This window comes from Acinetobacter sp. GXMZU3951 (genome assembly GCF_054457875.1).
Genome location: NZ_JBTLFO010000001.1, coordinates 505982 through 524488, shown reverse-complemented (window position 1 = coordinate 524488; position 18507 = coordinate 505982). Strand labels below are relative to the sequence as shown.

The window sequence follows — 18507 nt, the reverse complement described above, 5'->3', positions numbered from 1 at the left end:
CTTCACACAACTTTGTATTTTTTGTTGCTAGTATAAAAATTCAACAAGGAACGAATTTAGTGAGGGGAACATGGTACATGATTTCAATAAACCGCCTCATGTCACGAGTGCTGAAGAAATAAGACAAAAAAAACGCTTACCCGTATACATGCTTATCTTAGTCGGTATATTTTTTGTAGCACTAGTGGTGTACATGCTCTCAAGTGGAACACCAAGCTAATCACGTGCAAAGGGGATTGTCTTCGAAATAACTTAATAGAGGACGAGTTTCGATGCAGTAGTTAAAAGGGATATTCGCTTGAGTTGAAACTTATTTTGTAAGTTAATGAATTTTAAAAATATAAAAGACTCTAACTTTTTTGAAGTTAGGGTCTTTTTGCTATTGGAATGTACCCTTTTGTTGTAATTCTGCATATCGGTATTGCTTAAAAAAAGTACAAATTTTATGGTGGATGAGTACCTCCGCATTTTCATCAATACAACAATCAAGCTCTTTAAGAGCAATACATTTTGCAGAAATAAGAAGAGGGAAAAAACATGAATGACTTTTTTGACGGTGGGATGCGCAATCCTGAAATGAATGGCATGTATTTTTGGGATCAGTTTTATCCGATATTAGCGGCCGTTGCAATTTTGCTCATCGGTTGGGTCATTGCCTTGGTTATCGCGGCAGCGGTGAAGAAGGTCTTATCCAAACTAGGTACCAATCAAAAACTTTCAGGTGCAACTGGGCATCGTTCCAATATAGAAAATATTGTTTCTAGAATCGTATTTTGGATTGTGCTGCTAATTGCTGTGATAGGTGCTCTCAATGCGTTGAACCTGACCAGTGTCAGTGGTCCGTTCAGTAGCATGATTCAACAATTTTTATTGTTTATTCCTCAGCTTTTGGCTGCTGCTGCGATTGCATTTATCGGTTGGATTTTTGCGAATCTGGTCAAAGTTGGACTGAAAAAATTACTGGATCGGACTCGGCTAGATGAAAAACTCAGCGAAGATGTTGGTGTTAGTCCTATCAGCCAAAACATCAGTGAAATCGTGTATTGGCTGATCTTGTTATTATTTTTACCAATTGTCCTGTCAATTTTGGGACTCAACGGGTTGTTGTTCCCAATCCAAAATATGCTGAATGAAGCTATTTCATATTTACCTAATCTGTTTATTGCCATCGTGATTGTATTTGTCGGTTATATACTGGCAAAACTGGTTCGAGGCATTATTGAGGGCTTGGTACGCAGTTTAGATTTGCAGGCTCAAGCCCAAAAAATAGGGCTATTTAAAAACTCGAATTTGGCGCAAGTGTTAGGCTCATTTGTGTTTGCGATCGTCATTATTACTGCCTTGATTATCGCCTTTGAAGCATTGGGAATCGATTCAATTTCGCAACCTGCAACAGCCATGTTGTATGACATTATGAATGCAATTCCGCAGATTATTGCGGCGGGTTTAATCCTGATTATTGCCTATGTGGTATCCCGTTTTGTGGCCAATCTAGTGGTCGATGTGGTGGCTGGAACTGGGGTAGATGATCTACCCGCCAAAATAGATATTCAGCGCTTTTTAGGCCATACCAAAATTTCATGCCTAGTGGGCTATTTAATTGTCTTTTTTACCATGCTATTTGCGGTCTCTGAAGCCGCAAACCGATTGGGCTTGGAACAAGTCAGCCTGTTGATTTCGATGTTTATCCAATTTGGCGCGAATATCTTGCTGGGTGCTGTGATTCTGGTGATTGGTTTCTGGCTTGCCAATTTGGTTGCCAATATTGTGCAACGCGGTGAATATCAAAGCTCAGTGTGGCTGGCGAACTTGGTGCGTGTGCTCATTATGGGCTTGGTGATTGCAATGGGCTTAAAAGCCATGGGCATCGCCGATTCCATTGTGAATTTGGCCTTTGGTTTGACCTTGGGTGCAGTGGCTGTGGCCTTTGCCTTGGCCTTTGGTTTGGGCGGACGTCAGCCTGCGGAACGCGTACTGACCGATTTAATTGACTGTGCTAAAAAACAGGCCAAACAGCCCAACTCTCAATCACATGTTAAAACAGAACCGATGATGACAAGTTCGATGCCCTCCGAAGCTCATTCGAAGTCTTCAAATGAGCAAGTGGTGCCAGATGAACTCGTGGTCGATCCGAAAGATAAGCCTTTAAATAACCCCTATGGTTCTACTGGCGAAGCTGAGCAAGATGTGGATATTCAGCCAAAAGATGACCCGAAATAACGTGTTCAATTTTATTCAGATCGATCATGCTCAGGCTGATCGATCTTTTTTAATGAGGAATTTAATCATGCCTAAGCCAGCCCTGCATTTGTGCTTCGCACCGATTATCATTGCTGGGATCAGTATTGGTTTTATGGTCAGTGCTTATACGTTTATTTTTCACTCCGCCCATGTTACAGAGCCAGCAACGACCCCGTCAGATGATTCAATGACATAATTCTTCTTATACTTTTAGCTGAGAGCATCGCTTTTTAAAAAGGGTTATGTTATCTATATAAAATATTCAGCATAAATCAGTATTTAGTTTAATACGGCTGCAATATTTATAAACGATACTTGGACGTATAAAGACAAAAATGACGGAGAATGACATGTTAAAATTATTATTGAAGCATTTAAATCAAAGCCGCGAAGAGCTGCTGAATATTGAGCAGCAACAGTTAATCAAAATGCAAAAAACCATTGAGCGTATGCACCGAAATTCACGAATTAATTTATTGCGTACCGATTATTTGGAATAAGATTGGGGTCGTATTCAAGCTCATTTAGAGCATCAAGATATTAAAAAGTGGTGTTTCATAAACACCACTTTTTTATTTTTAAACGTATTGTGCCGCGGCATGGGCAGATGACCATGCCCATTGAAAGTTATAACCCCCTAAATGCCCTGTAACATCCAGAACTTCACCAACAAAATATAATCCTTTCTGTTTTTTACTTTCCATCGTTTTCGAGGAAACTTCAGTGGTATCCACCCCACCTAAAGTGACTTCTGCTGTGCGGTAGCCTTCCGTTCCAGAGGGTTTGACTTCAAAGCCCTGTAAGCGTTCAGCAATGTGTTGCAGTTTTTCATCACTTAAATTACCGATTGCGGTCTCGGCATGTTCTAGCCAAATTAAATTCTGCAATTCAATTACGACACTTTTCGGTAAATGTTCGGTGAATAGGGTACGAAGTAAAACTTTCGGTTGTTGCGCTTTCTTTTGCTTTAAATATTCAGGCATATCCAGATAAGGTAAAAAATTGATCTGGAAGCTTTGTCCAACATCCCAATAATTAGAGAGTTGCAGCGAGCTTGGTCCGCTCAGACCACGATGAGTAAACAAAAGAGCTTCGGTAAAACTGTTCAAGTCATTGGATAAAGTCGCATCAACTGCATTTCCACTCAGTTTAGTGGTCACTTCCTTAAAATGATCGGAGAAGGTAAATGGCACTAAACCGGCACGGGTTGGATAGACATGATGCCCAAATTGCTTGGCAATTTCATAGCCAATGCCAGACCCGCCTAAAGTAGGAATCGACAAGCCACCTGAAGCGACGACTACGGACTCAGCAGTAAAGTAGCCGATGTTGGTGGCAACCTGAAAACCTTGTTCTTCAACTGCATGGACGGTTTTGACTTCACAACTGGTTTTTATCTCGACCAAGCCAGTTTTTTCACACTCCGCCAGCAACATGGACAGAATTTCTTTGGCACCTTTCAGGGTAAACAATTGTCCGTGTTTACGTTCTTCATATTCAATGCCATAGCTACACACCAGTCCAATAAAGTCCCAGTTGGTATAGCGGGTGAGCGCAGAAATCACGAAATGCGGATTGTGGGAAATATAGTGGCTTGGTTCGACCTCCAAGTTGGTGAAGTTGCATTTACCACCACCAGACATCAGAATTTTTTTGCCGACTTTGTTGGCTTTTTCCACCACGAGCACTTTACGCCCACGCTGAGCTGCCATATATGCCAGCATCAAACCAGAGGCACCTGCACCTAAAACAAGGACATCATAATGAGGGGTAGACATGACAAACTCACGGGAGATAAAAGCAGGGCATTATAGAGTATTTTCTTGGCGCATTTTAGTCGGAGCCGATTTTTTCTGATCGACCTTGTAAGCCCCCCGTATGAATCAGCAAAATACGGCTCTTTGCAGGGAAATAGCCTTGTTGCAGCAGGCTAAACACTCCCATCAGCATTTTGCCAGTGTACACCTGTTCAAGTGGAATCTGGTATTGCTGCTCAAAGTCAGCAATAAATTGCAGCAGTTCAGGCGTAGTTTTGGCATAACCACCCGCACAAAACTGATCGGTAATTTTCCAGTTGGTTTTTGGGGTGAGTTGTTGGACTTCATGGCTTAAAAAATTACCTTTTAAGGCGGAAAACCCGAGGATTTGTTGATGCGGATGACTGGCTTCAATCAGCCCCGTGATGGTGCCACAAGTACCCACGGCACAACAGATGATATCGTAATTTTCACGATCATCGGCAGTTAATATTTCTTGGCAACCTTGAATTGCCAGGGCATTGGTACCGCCTTCGGGTATTACATAATATTCAGGATAATCTTGTTGCAGTTGCGACAGATAATCCGGGCTGTGCTTTTGTCGATAGGATTCACGTGAAACAAATTGCAGCTGCATCCCCATGTGCTGTGCATGCAGAAGGGTTGGATTCAGCGGTCTGCTCGCGAGTTCTTCACCGCGAATAATTCCCAGACTGTCAAAGCCAAAGCATTGTGCGGCATAGGCCGTGGCAGCAATATGATTGGAATAGGCTCCGCCAAAAGTCAGCAGCTTTTTATAGCCTTGCTGCTGCGCCTGCAACAGATTGTACTTGAGTTTAAAAAACTTGTTGCCTGAAATCTGCGGATGAACCCGATCTAAACGCTTGATGCAAAGTTGATAGCCATAGACGGAAATGTGCTGATATGGAATGGCTTGAGCAATCTGGTCAAACATGGTGGCTTCATCTAACAGGTTTGGCATAAATTATACGTGAATTGAGCTATCACAGCGCTGCAATTAGCGCGGTGCTGAACGGGTGTCTACCGAACTAATGACCGACATCCCCGGTCTTAAGTTTTCCATGCCGGGCTGATTGGGATCAATCGAAATGCGTACCGCAATCCGTTGTACGACCTTGGTGAAGTTACCCGTGGCATTATCGGCTTTTAGTACACTGAACTCAGAACCTGCAGCAGGGGAAATCTGTTCCACATGACCTGTAAATTTTTGATGATTCAGCGCATCTACCGTGAACCAAGCTTTTTGCCCGATTTTCATGTTGGCTATCTGGGTTTCTTTAAAGTTCGCAGTGACCCAAGTTTGCTGTGGAATTAAATAGAGCAATTGCGTGCCCGCAGCCACATATTGCCCAACGCGAGGATTCACTTCGCCCAGCTGTCCATCCATGGGTGCGGTAATGGTGCTGTAGTCTTTGGTGGTTTTGGCTTGATCTAGTTGGGCGGTCGCATTGGTGACTTGAGCTTTTAAGCCAGTTTCTGCCACCTGTGCGGTTTTCAATGCTTCTTGAGCAACCTGCACATTGGCCTGAGCTTGTTGCAATAAGGCTAAATTATTTTGCGTATCCGCGATCACTTTATCTTGTTCTGATTTGGAGGCTGCACCAGAGTTGCCTAATTGTTGATAGCGTTTTTGTTGGGTCAAGGACAAGGCATAAGCAGCACGTGCTTGTTCGACTTTGGCTTCTGCCGCCACAATATCAGCTTTGCGCTGTGCAATACTTTGGGTTTGGTTAGAGAGATTATTCTGCGCCTGATCCACGCCCGCTTCTGCCTGTGTAACCTTTTGATCATAGGTGGTGGCATCAATATGCATCAGCACTTGGCCTTGTTTGACATGATCAAAATCACTGACCAAAACATCTTTCACATAGCCATTAATTTGCGAAGACAACACCGTGGTTTTGCCTTTGATATAACTGTTGTCGGTCGATTCAATGGCACTGTCAAACGGTCCGATTTTCCAAGCCCATAAAATAATGGTAATGCCTACCAACAACACCAGAAACATCAGAATAAGCGTGCGCTTCGCCGTTGGAATCAGTTTGCTTGGTGGCGGTGCGGCTGGTGCTTGCGGCACAGTCGCTGACTGCCCTGAACTTGAGCTTGCGGAAGCGGTTGTGTTTTTTTGATCTTCAGACATAACAATTACTCTATAAATTTGGTCGAACTGGCTTAAGCGTTGAGCGTTTTATTCTGCTGTCGTAACTGATATTGATTACGGGTAATCAGAATGACGCCCCATAACAGCAGCAGTAAGGCCACGATGCCATTTAAGCGAATCACATCGCTATAGGCACGCACCTGTGCCTCACGAGTGACCACTTGATTCAAATTCTTTAATGCTTGTTGTTGTTCCAAACTTTGGTCCAGTGTGTAACTGCGTGAACTTTGCTGATAGGCCAAAATGCGCTGGGCAATCAGTGGGTCGGTTTCAGGCAATTGACGAATCATTTCTGCTCGGTAGTCTTGCGTCCGCATTTGCTGATAGGTCGAATAGAAGGAGGAGCCGACCAAGCCACCAAAGGTTTGTGTGGCAGAGAACAAAACCACAAAGGTGACAATATGAGCAGGACCCTTTTGCATAGCATTTAAGATACCGGTGATCAGCAGTGGTCCTATAAATACCCCACTGGCAAAGCCAACCAGAAATTGGCTTAAATAAAAATTGGCAGGACGAATGTCACTGGTCAGATGAAAATCTAAGCCACAGGCAATTAACACCAGAACTTCTGCAAGCAGCAAATGCCAGATGATGCGTTCACGTGCAAAAGTGATGGCACTAAACAGAGTACCCGCCACAATGCCGAAAAAAATAATGCTATACAGTGGAACAAACTGGTCAGGCCCCATGCCCATGGTTTTTAAGAAATTCACCGCCGCATAGCTTTGCTCGGACATTAAAAAGCGAATTGCAAATGCACCAATAATGAAGCGAAGGGTGCTGGCCGTTCCCAACCAACGGGTCATAATCAGAGGATTGACCCGATAATGTTCGTACACTAATCCGATCACAATTAAGCTGAAACCTGCAATCAGCAGGTAAGCCAGCCATTTCACTTCGAACCACCACAGAATTGGACCTTGAGTCAGGACAATACAGAGCAGGGCAAAGCCCGGTGCCAGCAGGGCAAAGGTCAAGAAATCCTGTTTTTCAAACACGGCTACGCGTAAACTGCGCGGCAGTTTGAGCGATACCACCATTGCAAGGCAGCACAATGCCAAACCAATTTCAAAGGTGTACAGCACATTCCAGTTGTTCACATCAATCAGGTAAGGTGAAATGATCCAAGCCAAAGGAAGCCCCAACTGTTGGAATCCCAAAGCCAGATAAATACTGCGCCCAAAATCTTCTCGTTTAAAGGCCTGCATAATGTAATACATGCCTAATGAACTAAGTGGCGCGGCGACCATGCCACTGATAAAGCGTACAAACACGGCCATTTCAAAGGTATGTACAAATAAATGCAAAACCAGCACCGCAATAAAAACCAGCAGTCCAATTTCTGAAAATAACCGTAAGCCATACTGCTGACGTGCTTTAAATAAAATCAGATTGGCGCTGACATTTGCCATGACATAAGCGGCAGGAATCCATGCCACCTCAGACGGTGTTAAGGCATACTCACCTTGAATCAAAGGTAAATTGGCGGTAATAAAGCCATTACTTAAACTGGCTGAAAGCGCGACAAATAAGCCAATAAAGAAATAGACCAGACGTTTAGGTGTGGAATGAGCAATGACGGCTGGAGAGCCTGGCAGAGTCGGTTTTTCCTCTGGCGTCCAATCGGGTGCAGGTTCGAGTAAGCGAGGAGGCTGAGTCATCACGATTCATCCTTTAGGCTCGAATACCATGCAGTAGCAGTTCAATGGCCCGTTGAGCCAATAATTGCTGTTCGGTATCGGTTAAACCTTGAAAAGAAGTACGCAAAATAGCGGTAATCATGGCGTAGTCTTTGGTGGTCAAATCTGTACGACAGACGCCATGCTGAATGGCACGATCAATCAAGGGCTGCAAAATCGCATCACGACGTGCATAAATGTCGACCATGATCGGATCATTCCGCTCAATCACCCGCCAATATTCCATCAGTGCTGTTAAATACGGCAAGTTATAGACATGGTTTTGAATCAGGCGAATAAACCCATCATCATATTGAGAAAATTCTTCAGCCTTAATAGCAAGCCGTTCGAGTGCTTGTTCCATTAACGCAATTACTAAAGCGCGACGATCAGCAAAATTACGATAAAAAGTGGCACGACCTACTTTGGCTTCATCAATCACCATCTGTAAGGGTGCATTGATGCCATGCGTACGAAACACCTGAATGGCTGCGGCAAGCAATTCTTCACGGTTTTGTACGGCACGTTGTTGACGAATGCTCATGAGCGTGGCTTTGGGAGGAGAGAGATCATTATATTTAACGGACATTTTTGTCCGTTGTAAATATTACAGTCTGTAAGTTTTTGTAATACGGACCTAACCACTTTATTTTTATATTTTTTATCTAAAGTCTTTTCGCGTAGAAAAACACCATCTTCTATTTTACTGCGATTGAATTATGCTTGCTTACTTCACGATAAGAGTTGTAACAAAGTTAGTGGGATAGCAAAATGAAAAGTGCTATGCTGAATAAACAATAAGAAAGAAAAGTGAGGATGTGATGAAAAATATATCCTTCGTACTGATGTGCATTTTGGCAGGATGCCTTACCGCGTGCGATGTAAAGGACGATTTAAATAAGCCGAAAACGGCATTAAGAACTGTAATTATTGGGGGAGTACCTGTGGCAGAGCATGATTATCAAATTACTGCGCGAGAGCAAACACGGCATTCTGCTGTACAGCAACCTTAAGCTGTGGCAAGCAACTTTATCTTACTGCGATATAAAAAAGAGCATCTCAAGGATGCTCTTTGTTTCGCTGCAAAGTTTAATGAAATACAGCTTCTAATGCTTTCAGTCCCACTTTCGGGTCAAGTAAGCCATTGTAGATTTCAGGAATGTTCCGATCGACTGCAAAAAATGCATAAATGGCCAGCATGGCAGCGCGAACCGAGTATTCCACGGTAAAGACCACATCATCTTCCAGTTCAACAAATTGTCCTAAGAACCCAAAGTTTTGTGCACCATGTGGAATCACCAAGGGACGATCCCCCGGTTTGCGGCAGGCAAATAAAGCCGAAGCATACGGCATCATCACTGTCGTTACGTCGGTATTGGCCAAAACATGATCCAAAATATCCGCAAAGCCGAATTGATGTATCAGTTCAGTCAGAATTTCTTTACCTGTACAGGCACTCATGGGCTTTGCAACATAATCACCTTGATCATCAATTTGGAAACCATAGCCCCATAAGGTAAAAGTACCTTCGGGTAAATTGGCAAAGTGTGGCTGAGCCGGAACCACGACCGACAAATGCCAACCCGATTCAAACCAAGTCATGAGTGCCCCTGTACCGGGCTGATTGCCGGTATAGTCAATAATGCGTTTGAGCAATACATCATCTTTCATGGTCAGGGTAAAGGACTCCCATTTATGTTCATCGACATTGCCATAAAAGCTCATCGGACGTCCAAAATCTGGTGCTTTTTTGGATAGGGTTTCCCATAGACTCCAGCCATGATCTCGTCGATCACGAATTAACTCAGGCACATCATCATTACCGCCATAACGCGAGTCCGCAGTTATAGAGCCTAAGGTAAACAGCGCAAGATCGTGTGTTTTTAATTCAATCTGTTCAGTCCCTTCAGGTAAAGTGACATACAGCCGAGTAGCGCGTCGCTGCTGAGTAAGGGCGTCAGTACTGAAATCTACATCTGTGACATAGTGACCAAAGCGGACATCGACACCTTGTTCGAGCAACCAGCGTTGTAAGGGATAAATCATGGAATCATATTGATTATATTTGGTCCGTTTAACCCCAGCTAAGGTATGAATACGCGGCAATTCTTGAATAAAACGCAAGAAATAGCGTCTTAATTCGGCAGCACTGTGCCATTTTTGAAAGGCAAAAGTGGTTCGCCACATACGCCAGAAATTACTGTCAAAAAAGCTGTCATCAAAAAACTCATCAATGCGTCGACTGCCAATCCGTTCTTCTTTAGAAGCCAACAGGCGGAGCATTTGAGCCCGATGCAAATTATTCAGCCCCAGTTTTTCTGCATTTAAAATATGATGTTCAGCATCAATTAAACGTGCGCGGGCATGGGTCTTCACCTGAGCATTGAATTCACGACATTCTTCACGCACTGAAATTTCTGGATGTTCTAAAGATGGAATACTGGAAAATAAGTCCCATAAACACAAATAGGTTTCATCGGTCAGCATACGCCCGCCACGCGTGACCCAAGCATGTGCAGCCTCAGGGGGATGTCCGCCATCCATTGAACCCCCCGTAATATTTAATTCTTCTAAAATGTGAATATTTTTCGCAGGGACTTGAGCATCACGAATGGCAAAGGCCGCAGCCGCCATTCCGGCAATGCCTCCGCCAATAATCCATAGATGTGTGTGTTGAGCCTCGAATGTCTTGTCATTCGGCATGGATGAACCCTCATTTGTCGTTTTATATCAGAAAGTAAAATAAAGCCATATTTTTAGTATGTGATTATGTATAGAAAAAATCTATAAATTAAGTGTGAAAAATTAATATTAAATATTGATCGAAATACGGGTTTTATGGAGAAAATATATGCTGTAATTTCTTTTGTAGATCTTGTGTTATTATTTTAAACAGTTGAAATTAATAAATAATTGAGTTTTTACTCTACTATTGTAAATTCTAGTGCAGAACGTGAAATACTTTACAAGTGTATTTTAATAATAGTTTAAAACGATTAAATTATAAATACGAACAGCGAACAGCTTGAAATGAATAAAAAATAACGCAATCTTTTGGTAGGTTTTGGTGCATTTTTGGACTAAAATAGTGCACCTTTTTTCCTGTACCAATCTATCGAGGTGCTTTTTGGAATCACTCATTATTTTAGGTTCAATTACCTTAGCATTAATGTTGGGTGCAATTAGCCCAGGACCGACATTCATTTATGTCGCGAAAAACTCGATTGCAATTTCACGTAAACATGGCCTGTTTACCGCACTCGGCACAGGAACTGGTGCTGCATTATTTGGTTTATTGGCGGTCATGGGTTTGCAGGCAATTTTATTGGCAGTGCCTTCGGCATATTTAGCTTTAAAAATCTGTGGCGGTTTATACTTGCTTTGGCTGGCATTTAAAATTATTAAACATGCCAAAGAGCCTATGGACAGTCCTCAGGGTGGAACTGAACCGATGAGCTATAAACAAGCTTATCGTTTAGGCTTAATTACCCAAATGAGTAACCCGAAAATTGCGATTGTATTGGCCAGTATTTTTACTGCGTTATTGCCGAAAGATATTCCAACCTATTTTTATGTGGTGTTACCAATGCTGTGCTTCTTTATTGATGCAGGATGGTATTCTTTGGTTGCCGTGGCATTATCCGCTGAAGGTCCGCGTAAGGTGTATTTAAAATCGAAAGCTATTTTTGACCGTGTTGCAGGTGGGGTGATGACACTGCTTGGACTTAAATTGATTTTTGGTATGAAATAAGAAGTGAAGGGATCAAAAGCGACCAGAGCGGTCGCTTTTTTTATGCTTGATGCAAGCGTGCTTGCTTAGTCCTTAAAATGCACAGGAATCCATTGATAACTTTTGCCATCGGCTGAATAAATATGCCCAATGCCGGGGAATGGGAGGTGGGGTGCTGCAATGGTTTGTCCACCTTTTGCATATTCTGAAAATTGCTTTAAGCGTGTGGCCACGGCTTTATTCGGGTCAATGTCGTATTCAATGGCTGTTTCAGGATGATCAAATTGCACCGTATGTGAATGGACAATGTCGCCAATAAAAATGATGCTTTCATCTTTGGTTTTTAGTTCATAGCTAAAATGCCCTGGGGTATGTCCCGCAGTATTAATCACTTTAAAGCCCTGAACTTGATCGCCCAGTTTATACGTTTTGAAGCGTTGTTGAGCTTGATAGGGAGCAATCGCTTGTTTAATTTTTTCGACAGTCCCCAAGTAGCCAGCTTGTTTTTCTTTAGGGAGTTGTTCAACCTGTTTTGGGTTTAGCCAGAAATTGGCTTCATCATTAGAAACATAGACCGTGGCATTTGGAAAGTTTGCTTTGCCCTCTTTACTGATGCCACAGACATGGTCTGGGTGTAGATGGGTCAGTAAAATGGCATCGACTTGTTCGGGTTTATAGCCAGAGGCTTTTAAGTTACTGACTACCGAACCTAAATGAGCCCCGAAACAGCTGGCTGCACCGCTATCCACCAACACCAGTGAATGTCCTGTATTCACCAAGAAGGCATTGATTGAGGTTTGCACCCCTTTGGCTTGATCGGCATAGTATTTTTTTAGGCTGTCGTGAACTTGTTGTTCAGAAAGGCCTTTAAATAGAGTTGGTGACATGAAATTCGTGCCATCAAGTAGTGCCGTAATTTGGGCATGTCCTGATTGATATTGGTAATAGCCTGAAACCTGTTTTTGTTGTTGGATTGGGGCAGGTGGGGAAGTGGCAAAGGCAGAATAACTAATAAGACAAGAGCTAATTAAGGCGGAAGCAAGTAACTTATTCATTTATAAAGTTTCACAAAATTTGTTGAATTGTCTATTTTTTAGCATGAAAAAGATTATTAGGTAGGAAATTTTTCATAGAATATGTAAATTAATAAAAGAACTTTAATTAATAAATTTAAAATGATGGCAAGAGATTGGTTTGATTTTCAAGAAAAAATAGCTCAACACTTTAGAAGCTTGGGTGTTAGTGCTGTTACGAATGAGACTGTACGAGGAATTAGGACTGATCATGATATTGATATATATGCTACTTCTAAATATCTAGGAACAAATATTAAGTGGGTAATCGAAGCAAAGTATTGGAATACTTAGATTCCAAAAGAGAAAGTTTTAGCTCTACGCACTATTGTAGAGGACATTGGTGCAGATAAGGGTTTTATAATATCTCAAGTCGGTTTTCAATCTGGCGCGATTGAAGCGACTGAAAATACAAATATTCAACTATATACATTTGAAGAATTAATTTTTAATACTAGGAATTATATACAAAGTGAAATTTTGGAGACTTATATTCGAAGGGCAAGATTACTAGAAATTAGATATTTTTCACATAAAAAACAAATTCGTAAGGATTATGGCCTTAGAGATGAAATTTATAATCCAGTGTATTTCTCTGGTTCATGGTTATTATCTACAGTATTTAGAGTTTTAATCAAAGCAAAAAACAACTTATATCCTATTAATTTAAAAACCAATCTAATAGAAAAGGTTGGAAATGATTCTGCTGATGATTTTATAGAGTTAATTCAATGGCTAAACCTAAATCTTAATTGGCTAGATGAAAAAATACTAACCGCTGAATATGAAATGATGGAAGCAAAGGTTCCTTGATCATTTTGAATCTAAGAAGAAATAAATTAGTTGGCCTGTTGATTGATCAGTAGGTTCAAATACAAAAGCCCCTACACAAGTAGAGGCTTTTTCTTATCTTTCAACTTAAATCTTAAGAAACTTTATCACCAGCTTTAGCGCCAGATTCAGGTGAAATCACCCAAACACCTTCGCCATTGCCAGCAGCTAAAACCATACCGTTAGAAATACCAAAACGCATCTTACGTGGCGCAAGGTTCGCCACCATCACCACCAATTTACCTTTTAAGTCTTCTGGTTGGTAAAACTCGCGAATACCACTAAACACGTTACGTGGTTCAGCTTCACCGACGTTTAAAGTTAATTGAAGTAGTTTATCCGAGCCTTCTACCGTTGCAGCTTCAAGAACTTCCGCTACACGTAGGTCAACTTTCATAAAGTCTTCAATGCCAATGATTTCAGCTTCACCCACTTTAGGCTCAGGTTTTTTCTCAACTTTCTTTTCTTTTTTCTTTTCAACTTTTGGCGCTTCTGCCGCAGCTGCTAAAGAATCTTTAGAGGCATCGACCATCGCAGCTACTGCTTTAGGGTCTACACGTTGCATTAACGGTTGGAACAATGCAATTTCATGATCAACCAATGCCGTTTGAGCTGAAGCAAAGTCAAAACGTTCTAATTTCAAGAAGTCCTGAACTTGCGCGGCTAAAGTTGGCAATACTGGAGCTAAGTAAACCGCCAATTGACGGAACAGGTTAATCCCAACCGAACAGACGTCATGGACTTGTTGTTCTTCGCCTTCAATTTTGGCTAAAGCCCACGGCTTTTTCTCATCAATATACTGGTTGGCTTTATCTGCCAGCGCCATGATTTCACGAATTGCAGTCGAGAATTCACGTGCTTCATAGGCTTTGGCAATTGAATCGCCTGCATCAATAAAGCTTTGTACCAATTCAGGCTCTGCACAAGTTGCTGATAATTTATTATCAAACTTGGTGTTGATGAATTTGGCACAACGGCTGGCAATGTTGACCACTTTACCCACGAGGTCAGAATTCACTTTCTGTACAAAGTCATCCAGATTCAAGTCAGAATCTTCAACTTTATCCGACAGTTTAGATGCAAAGTAGTAACGCAAATATTCAGGATTTAAGTGCTGTAAATAGGTTTCAGCTTTAATGAAGGTACCGCGAGATTTTGACATCTTCTGACCATTCACAGTTAAGAAACCATTCACAAATAAACCCGATGGCGTACGGAAGTTAGCGCCTTCAAGCATCGCTGGCCAGAACAGGGCGTGGAAGTAAACAATGTCTTTACCAATGAAATGATAGACTTCATTTTTAGAGTCTTTTTTCCAGAAGTCCTCAAAGCTGAGTTCTGGGCGCTTGGTTTTAATGTAGTTTTCAAAACTCGACATATAACCAATTGGAGCATCCACCCAAACGTAGAAATATTTGTTGGGTGCATCTGGAATTTCAAAACCGAAATAAGGTGCATCACGCGAAATATCCCAATCGGCTAAACCCGCTTCAAACCACTCATCTAACTTGTTGGCAATTGAAACAGGTAAACGACCTGCATCACGCGTCCACTTCTGTAAATATTCACCAAAGTTTGGCAATTTAAAGAAGTAGTGATCTGAAGATTTCTCGACTGGTGTTGCACCGCTTAGGGTTGATTTTGGATTGAGAAGTTCAGTGGCGTTATAAGTTGTACCACACACTTCACATGAGTCGCCGTATTGATCTTCTGCTTTACATTTCGGACATGTCCCTTTAATGAAACGGTCAGACAAGAACATGCCTTTTTCAGGGTCAAACAGTTGTGATACAGGACGTACGGCAATATTGCCAGCGTCACGGTTTTTTACATAAATTTCAGAAGCGCGGGCACGGTTGGTGTCGCTATGGGTTGAATCATAGTGATCGAAGTGCACACCAAAACCATCAAAATCACGCATGTGTTCTTTTTGCACATTGGCAATTTGTTGTTCTGGGCTAATGCCGTTTGCTTCGGCACGTAGCATGATTGCAGTACCATGAGCATCATCCGCACAGACATAAGTCACATCATGGCCCATTGCACGCATGGCGCGAACCCAGATATCGGCTTGAATATAACCGAGCAGGTGACCCATATGGATGGGGCCATTGGCGTATGGAAGGGCGTTAGTGACTAAAATATTGCGCACGGATATAACTCTCTCATTCGTAGTCAATGCAAGGGCATTGATTTTACCTTAGTTACTGCAAAGTTGCATAAGGGATTCGCTGAATTCTTTTTAAATCCAGTCCGACTTTAGAAGTGAAGTCCAAAAAAATCGAGTGCAGCCGTGTTTATTTGTCAGATCAATCTGCTCTTGAGGCTGAAATCGGTCTATATTATCTAGGTGACTGGTCAAATAAACCAAGTTAAATCAGCCACGCTGAACTTAAAGTTGGATGCCATCTCCAACCCCGAGTGAAGATCAAAACAAGACCAGTCTTAACTTAGAGGGGCATAGCGCAACATTCTGTAGCGTCTTTGTTTCAATATGCTGTTTTGTATTTTATTCAATCCAGATCGCGGTATAACTAGAAGTAGATGCCATAACAGAAAAAGGTGTAAAAATGACTGTTGAAAATAAAATTGATGAGCTAAAAAATAAAGCCACTGAGTTGGGTGATGATTTAAAACATGCTGCCAAAGAAGCGCAACTTGAAGGTGAAAAAGCTGTCGATGATTTAAAACACGCGGCTGCCGATGCCAAACTTGAAGCCGAGCAAAAGCTGGATCAAGTCAAAGAAAAATTGGATGAGCAGCAAGCGGAAAATGAAGATGCGGGTTTTGACAGTACCATTGAAGATGCCAAAGCCAAATGGGCAGATGTGCAGCATCAAGCTCAAGAAAAATTCGAGCATTTAAAAGTCGAAGCCAGTCATAAGTTTGATGAAGCCAAAGTCAAAGCCACCGAGCTGAAGCAGGAAGCCTCAGTTAAGTTTGATGAATTGAAAGTTCAAGCCACAGAAAAATTTGATGAGCTTAAAAAAGCTGCGACCGATGCTATAAGCAAATTTAAGAAAGATGATCACGATCAATCTTAATTCAAATCGTCTCTACCTGATTCAGTAGGCAGGTTAAATGTATTTAGGGATTCAGGCTCTCCCATTCGATGTTGGTCACCCGATTGTCAATCACCGTAATCGTATATCGCTTTCCGTCAAGCTCATACACATAGTACAAAGCGGTATACGATTGCTGATTTTTAGTCAAAATTTCGCTGCGCATCGCATTCGGGGATTGCCCCATACGAGCCTGTAGGGTTTGATAACTGTCACCGACATGTAGCAGAGAACCTGTCGAGGTTTTTATACTGGAAGCTGGATAGGTTTGCGCATAGACCCAAGGTGCACAAGCCAGACCCGCACATAACACCCATATCGATTTCATGAAGCACACCTCGCGGTTCAATCAATAAAATGATTTTTTTTATTGCGCTGTGATTAATTTAGTCTGCAATGTTCAGTGGCATCAGCAGTAAAATTGTTAATCCTGTAGTCTGCTAAACATGGCAAAAGCCCAAGCAGTGCTAACTTGGAGTCTAGAAAATCATTTTTAGTTCAAAATCTGACAAAATTACTTGGTTTTTTTACTTGTGATCAATCCTTCAACCCGTACAACGCTTAACCTGATTGCAAATAACCGTTAAACTATGGCATTCAGCTGTATATCCAAACTTGGAGTAAATGTATGTCGTGGCTTTCTTCACTTAAATCCGTTTTTTCACCAGCACAAGAGGTGAAAGAAGAAGAAATCCAGCAGGTTTTACAGCACTATCTTTTGCCGAATTCCAATCAGGCATTAAAAGATCGTATTTCTCAAGTCAATGTTCAAGGTCGTGTATTACAAATCACCATTAATACCTATCCTGAAGAAGCAGATCATTTACAAAAAATTCATGATGATTTGGCCGATGCCTTAGAGAAATGTGGCATCCAAGAATTGAATATGCATGTGATTCAACAAAAGACAGGGCAGAAATCGGGTGGTTGTGGGCATGATCATGCGCAAGGTGAAAGCTGCTCAACACCTAGTCAAAGTGCGAAAAGCACATTACCGCCTGTGATGGATGCCTCAGCAACTCCGTCGGTTGAACCTGATCCAAACAATCCCCCAATTGCCAAAGCTGCTCCGCAACAGCGTGATGTGCCGAAGCACCCTCGTATTCAAAATGTGATTTTGGTGTCCTCGGGTAAAGGCGGTGTGGGTAAATCTACCACCACAGTCAATTTGGCCTTAGCTTTGCAGCAATTGGGTTTGAGCGTAGGTGTCTTGGATGCGGACATTTACGGTCCAAGCATTCCAACCATGTTGGGTAATGCGGGAAAAACTCCAATGATCGAGGCAGAAAATTTTGTCCCATTAGATGCTTATGGACTTGCAGTATTATCGATTGGCCATTTAACTGGCGACCACAATACACCTGTGGCGTGGCGTGGGCCAAAAGCTACCGGTGCATTAATGCAGTTGTTTAATCAGACTTTATGGCCTGATTTGGATGTACTGGTCATTGATATGCCACCAGGCACAGGGGATATTCAACTGACGTTGGCACAACGTATTCCTGTCACAGGTGCGGTCATTGTCACCACCCCACAAAATGTTGCGTTAATGGATGCCACCAAAGGCATTGAATTATTTAACCGCGTCCACATTCCAGTGATGGGTGTAATTGAAAATATGTCGACGCACATTTGTTCCAACTGTGGTTTTGAAGAGCAAATTTTTGGAACCGGGGGCGGAGATAAATTGGCGGAGCAATACCATATTCCATTGTTGGGTCGTTTGCCTTTAGATGCAAAAATTCGTGAAAATGCAGATGCAGGACAACCGTCAGTGATTGCAGGCGATGTGGCAGCGGAAAGTTATTTGGCGATTGCACAAAAAATTGCGGATAAATTACCGAAAGCAGAAAAAGATAAAACGCGTATTTTTTAAGCTGTGTGCGGATAGGGTATCTTCATCAAGATATCCTATCTAGTATAGTAGCCCAGCAATTTACTTGCAGCATTGG

General features: G+C 42.1%; 18 protein-coding genes. 9 read left to right on the top strand and 9 right to left on the bottom strand.

The window, feature by feature from the left end; all coding sequences use genetic code 11:
* The first annotated feature begins 537 nt into the window (after nt 1-537).
* From ACX17N_RS02450 to ACX17N_RS02440, 3 genes are all read left to right on the top strand, one after another.
* Nucleotides 538-2220 (top strand): mechanosensitive ion channel, encoded by a 1683-nt coding sequence (locus ACX17N_RS02450; RefSeq protein WP_458890976.1) that lies wholly within the window; start codon nt 538-540, stop codon nt 2218-2220.
* Between the two features lie 67 nt (nt 2221-2287).
* The gene (locus tag ACX17N_RS02445) at nt 2288-2437 is read left to right on the top strand and encodes a hypothetical protein (protein ID WP_458890975.1); all 150 of its coding nucleotides are present in this window, start codon (nt 2288-2290) and stop codon (nt 2435-2437) included.
* Nucleotides 2438-2591: 154 nt separating this feature from the next.
* Nucleotides 2592-2741 (top strand): hypothetical protein, encoded by a 150-nt coding sequence (locus ACX17N_RS02440; protein WP_458890974.1) that lies wholly within the window; start codon nt 2592-2594, stop codon nt 2739-2741.
* Nucleotides 2742-2819: 78 nt separating this feature from the next.
* On the opposite strand, the gene ACX17N_RS02435 is transcribed toward ACX17N_RS02440, so the two are convergent.
* The 5 genes from ACX17N_RS02435 to ACX17N_RS02415 all read right to left on the bottom strand — a co-directional run bounded on the left by ACX17N_RS02435 (nt 2820) and on the right by ACX17N_RS02415 (nt 8403).
* Nucleotides 2820-4019: a BaiN/RdsA family NAD(P)/FAD-dependent oxidoreductase gene (locus ACX17N_RS02435; protein ID WP_458890973.1), complete on the bottom strand. Its 1200-nt coding sequence runs from the start codon at nt 4017-4019 to the stop codon at nt 2820-2822.
* Nucleotides 4020-4074: 55 nt separating this feature from the next.
* Nucleotides 4075-4953: a 1-aminocyclopropane-1-carboxylate deaminase/D-cysteine desulfhydrase gene (locus tag ACX17N_RS02430; RefSeq protein ID WP_458891125.1), complete on the bottom strand. Its 879-nt coding sequence runs from the start codon at nt 4951-4953 to the stop codon at nt 4075-4077.
* A 63-nt stretch (nt 4954-5016) separates the two neighbouring features.
* Nucleotides 5017-6159: an HlyD family secretion protein gene (locus tag ACX17N_RS02425; RefSeq protein WP_458890972.1), complete on the bottom strand. Its 1143-nt coding sequence runs from the start codon at nt 6157-6159 to the stop codon at nt 5017-5019.
* 32 nt (nt 6160-6191) lie between these two features.
* Nucleotides 6192-7841, bottom strand: a complete 1650-nt coding sequence (locus ACX17N_RS02420) for an MFS transporter (RefSeq protein WP_458890971.1) — start codon at nt 7839-7841, stop codon at nt 6192-6194.
* Between the two features lie 13 nt (nt 7842-7854).
* Nucleotides 7855-8403 carry a TetR/AcrR family transcriptional regulator gene (locus ACX17N_RS02415; protein WP_458891124.1) on the bottom strand — a complete coding sequence of 183 codons (549 nt, stop codon included), beginning with the start codon at nt 8401-8403 and terminating at the stop codon, nt 7855-7857.
* A 277-nt stretch (nt 8404-8680) separates the two neighbouring features.
* Here ACX17N_RS02415 and ACX17N_RS02410 point away from each other — a divergent pair, with 277 nt between their 5' ends.
* Nucleotides 8681-8872, top strand: a complete 192-nt coding sequence (locus ACX17N_RS02410) for an NF038215 family lipoprotein (RefSeq protein ID WP_458890970.1) — start codon at nt 8681-8683, stop codon at nt 8870-8872.
* Between the two features lie 76 nt (nt 8873-8948).
* Here ACX17N_RS02410 and ACX17N_RS02405 read toward each other — a convergent pair whose 3' ends face one another.
* Nucleotides 8949-10562: an oleate hydratase gene (locus ACX17N_RS02405; protein ID WP_458890969.1), complete on the bottom strand. Its 1614-nt coding sequence runs from the start codon at nt 10560-10562 to the stop codon at nt 8949-8951.
* A gap of 466 nt (nt 10563-11028) precedes the next feature.
* Between ACX17N_RS02405 and ACX17N_RS02400 the strand changes: the two genes are divergently transcribed.
* On the top strand, nt 11029-11610 hold the full coding sequence (locus ACX17N_RS02400; protein ID WP_458891123.1) for a LysE family translocator: 582 nt from the start codon (nt 11029-11031) through the stop codon (nt 11608-11610).
* 65 nt (nt 11611-11675) lie between these two features.
* Here ACX17N_RS02400 and ACX17N_RS02395 read toward each other — a convergent pair whose 3' ends face one another.
* Nucleotides 11676-12644, bottom strand: coding sequence for an MBL fold metallo-hydrolase (locus ACX17N_RS02395; RefSeq protein WP_458890968.1), 969 nt, complete (start codon nt 12642-12644; stop codon nt 11676-11678).
* Between the two features lie 120 nt (nt 12645-12764).
* On the opposite strand from ACX17N_RS02395, the gene ACX17N_RS02390 reads away from it, so the two are divergent.
* Nucleotides 12765-12956: a restriction endonuclease gene (locus ACX17N_RS02390; RefSeq protein WP_458890967.1), complete on the top strand. Its 192-nt coding sequence runs from the start codon at nt 12765-12767 to the stop codon at nt 12954-12956.
* Nucleotides 12957-13142: 186 nt separating this feature from the next.
* A complete protein-coding gene (locus tag ACX17N_RS02385; RefSeq protein ID WP_458890966.1) occupies nt 13143-13475 on the top strand; it encodes a hypothetical protein in 333 nt (110 codons plus the stop codon).
* Nucleotides 13476-13587: 112 nt separating this feature from the next.
* Here the strand turns inward: ACX17N_RS02385 and metG are convergent, their stop codons facing one another.
* On the bottom strand, nt 13588-15645 hold the full coding sequence (gene metG, locus ACX17N_RS02380) for a methionine--tRNA ligase (protein ID WP_458890965.1): 2058 nt from the start codon (nt 15643-15645) through the stop codon (nt 13588-13590).
* Between the two features lie 418 nt (nt 15646-16063).
* On the opposite strand from metG, the gene ACX17N_RS02375 reads away from it, so the two are divergent.
* Nucleotides 16064-16537: a hypothetical protein gene (locus ACX17N_RS02375; protein ID WP_458890964.1), complete on the top strand. Its 474-nt coding sequence runs from the start codon at nt 16064-16066 to the stop codon at nt 16535-16537.
* Between the two features lie 43 nt (nt 16538-16580).
* On the opposite strand, the gene ACX17N_RS02370 is transcribed toward ACX17N_RS02375, so the two are convergent.
* On the bottom strand, nt 16581-16883 hold the full coding sequence (locus tag ACX17N_RS02370) for a hypothetical protein (RefSeq protein WP_458890963.1): 303 nt from the start codon (nt 16881-16883) through the stop codon (nt 16581-16583).
* Between the two features lie 300 nt (nt 16884-17183).
* Here ACX17N_RS02370 and apbC point away from each other — a divergent pair, with 300 nt between their 5' ends.
* Nucleotides 17184-18431: an iron-sulfur cluster carrier protein ApbC gene (gene apbC / locus ACX17N_RS02365; protein ID WP_458890962.1), complete on the top strand. Its 1248-nt coding sequence runs from the start codon at nt 17184-17186 to the stop codon at nt 18429-18431.
* The last annotated feature ends 76 nt before the right edge of the window (nt 18432-18507 follow it).

Bases quoted from the DNA above. Each gene is read 5' to 3' on its own strand.
- ACX17N_RS02450 (WP_458890976.1), top strand. From the start codon at position 538: ATGAATGACTTTTTTGACGGTGGGATGCGCAATCCTGAAATGAATGGC.
- ACX17N_RS02445 (WP_458890975.1), top strand. From the start codon at position 2,288: ATGCCTAAGCCAGCCCTGCATTTGTGCTTCGCACCGATTATCATTGCT.
- ACX17N_RS02440 (WP_458890974.1), top strand. From the start codon at position 2,592: ATGTTAAAATTATTATTGAAGCATTTAAATCAAAGCCGCGAAGAGCTG.
- ACX17N_RS02435 (WP_458890973.1), bottom strand. From the start codon at position 4,019: ATGTCTACCCCTCATTATGATGTCCTTGTTTTAGGTGCAGGTGCCTCT.
- ACX17N_RS02430 (WP_458891125.1), bottom strand. From the start codon at position 4,953: ATGTTTGACCAGATTGCTCAAGCCATTCCATATCAGCACATTTCCGTC.
- ACX17N_RS02425 (WP_458890972.1), bottom strand. From the start codon at position 6,159: ATGTCTGAAGATCAAAAAAACACAACCGCTTCCGCAAGCTCAAGTTCA.
- ACX17N_RS02420 (WP_458890971.1), bottom strand. From the start codon at position 7,841: ATGACTCAGCCTCCTCGCTTACTCGAACCTGCACCCGATTGGACGCCA.
- ACX17N_RS02415 (WP_458891124.1), bottom strand. From the start codon at position 8,403: ATGAGCATTCGTCAACAACGTGCCGTACAAAACCGTGAAGAATTGCTT.
- ACX17N_RS02410 (WP_458890970.1), top strand. From the start codon at position 8,681: ATGAAAAATATATCCTTCGTACTGATGTGCATTTTGGCAGGATGCCTT.
- ACX17N_RS02405 (WP_458890969.1), bottom strand. From the start codon at position 10,562: ATGCCGAATGACAAGACATTCGAGGCTCAACACACACATCTATGGATT.
- ACX17N_RS02400 (WP_458891123.1), top strand. From the start codon at position 11,029: ATGTTGGGTGCAATTAGCCCAGGACCGACATTCATTTATGTCGCGAAA.
- ACX17N_RS02395 (WP_458890968.1), bottom strand. From the start codon at position 12,644: ATGAATAAGTTACTTGCTTCCGCCTTAATTAGCTCTTGTCTTATTAGT.
- ACX17N_RS02390 (WP_458890967.1), top strand. From the start codon at position 12,765: ATGATGGCAAGAGATTGGTTTGATTTTCAAGAAAAAATAGCTCAACAC.
- ACX17N_RS02375 (WP_458890964.1), top strand. From the start codon at position 16,064: ATGACTGTTGAAAATAAAATTGATGAGCTAAAAAATAAAGCCACTGAG.
- ACX17N_RS02370 (WP_458890963.1), bottom strand. From the start codon at position 16,883: ATGAAATCGATATGGGTGTTATGTGCGGGTCTGGCTTGTGCACCTTGG.
- apbC (WP_458890962.1), top strand. From the start codon at position 17,184: ATGTCGTGGCTTTCTTCACTTAAATCCGTTTTTTCACCAGCACAAGAG.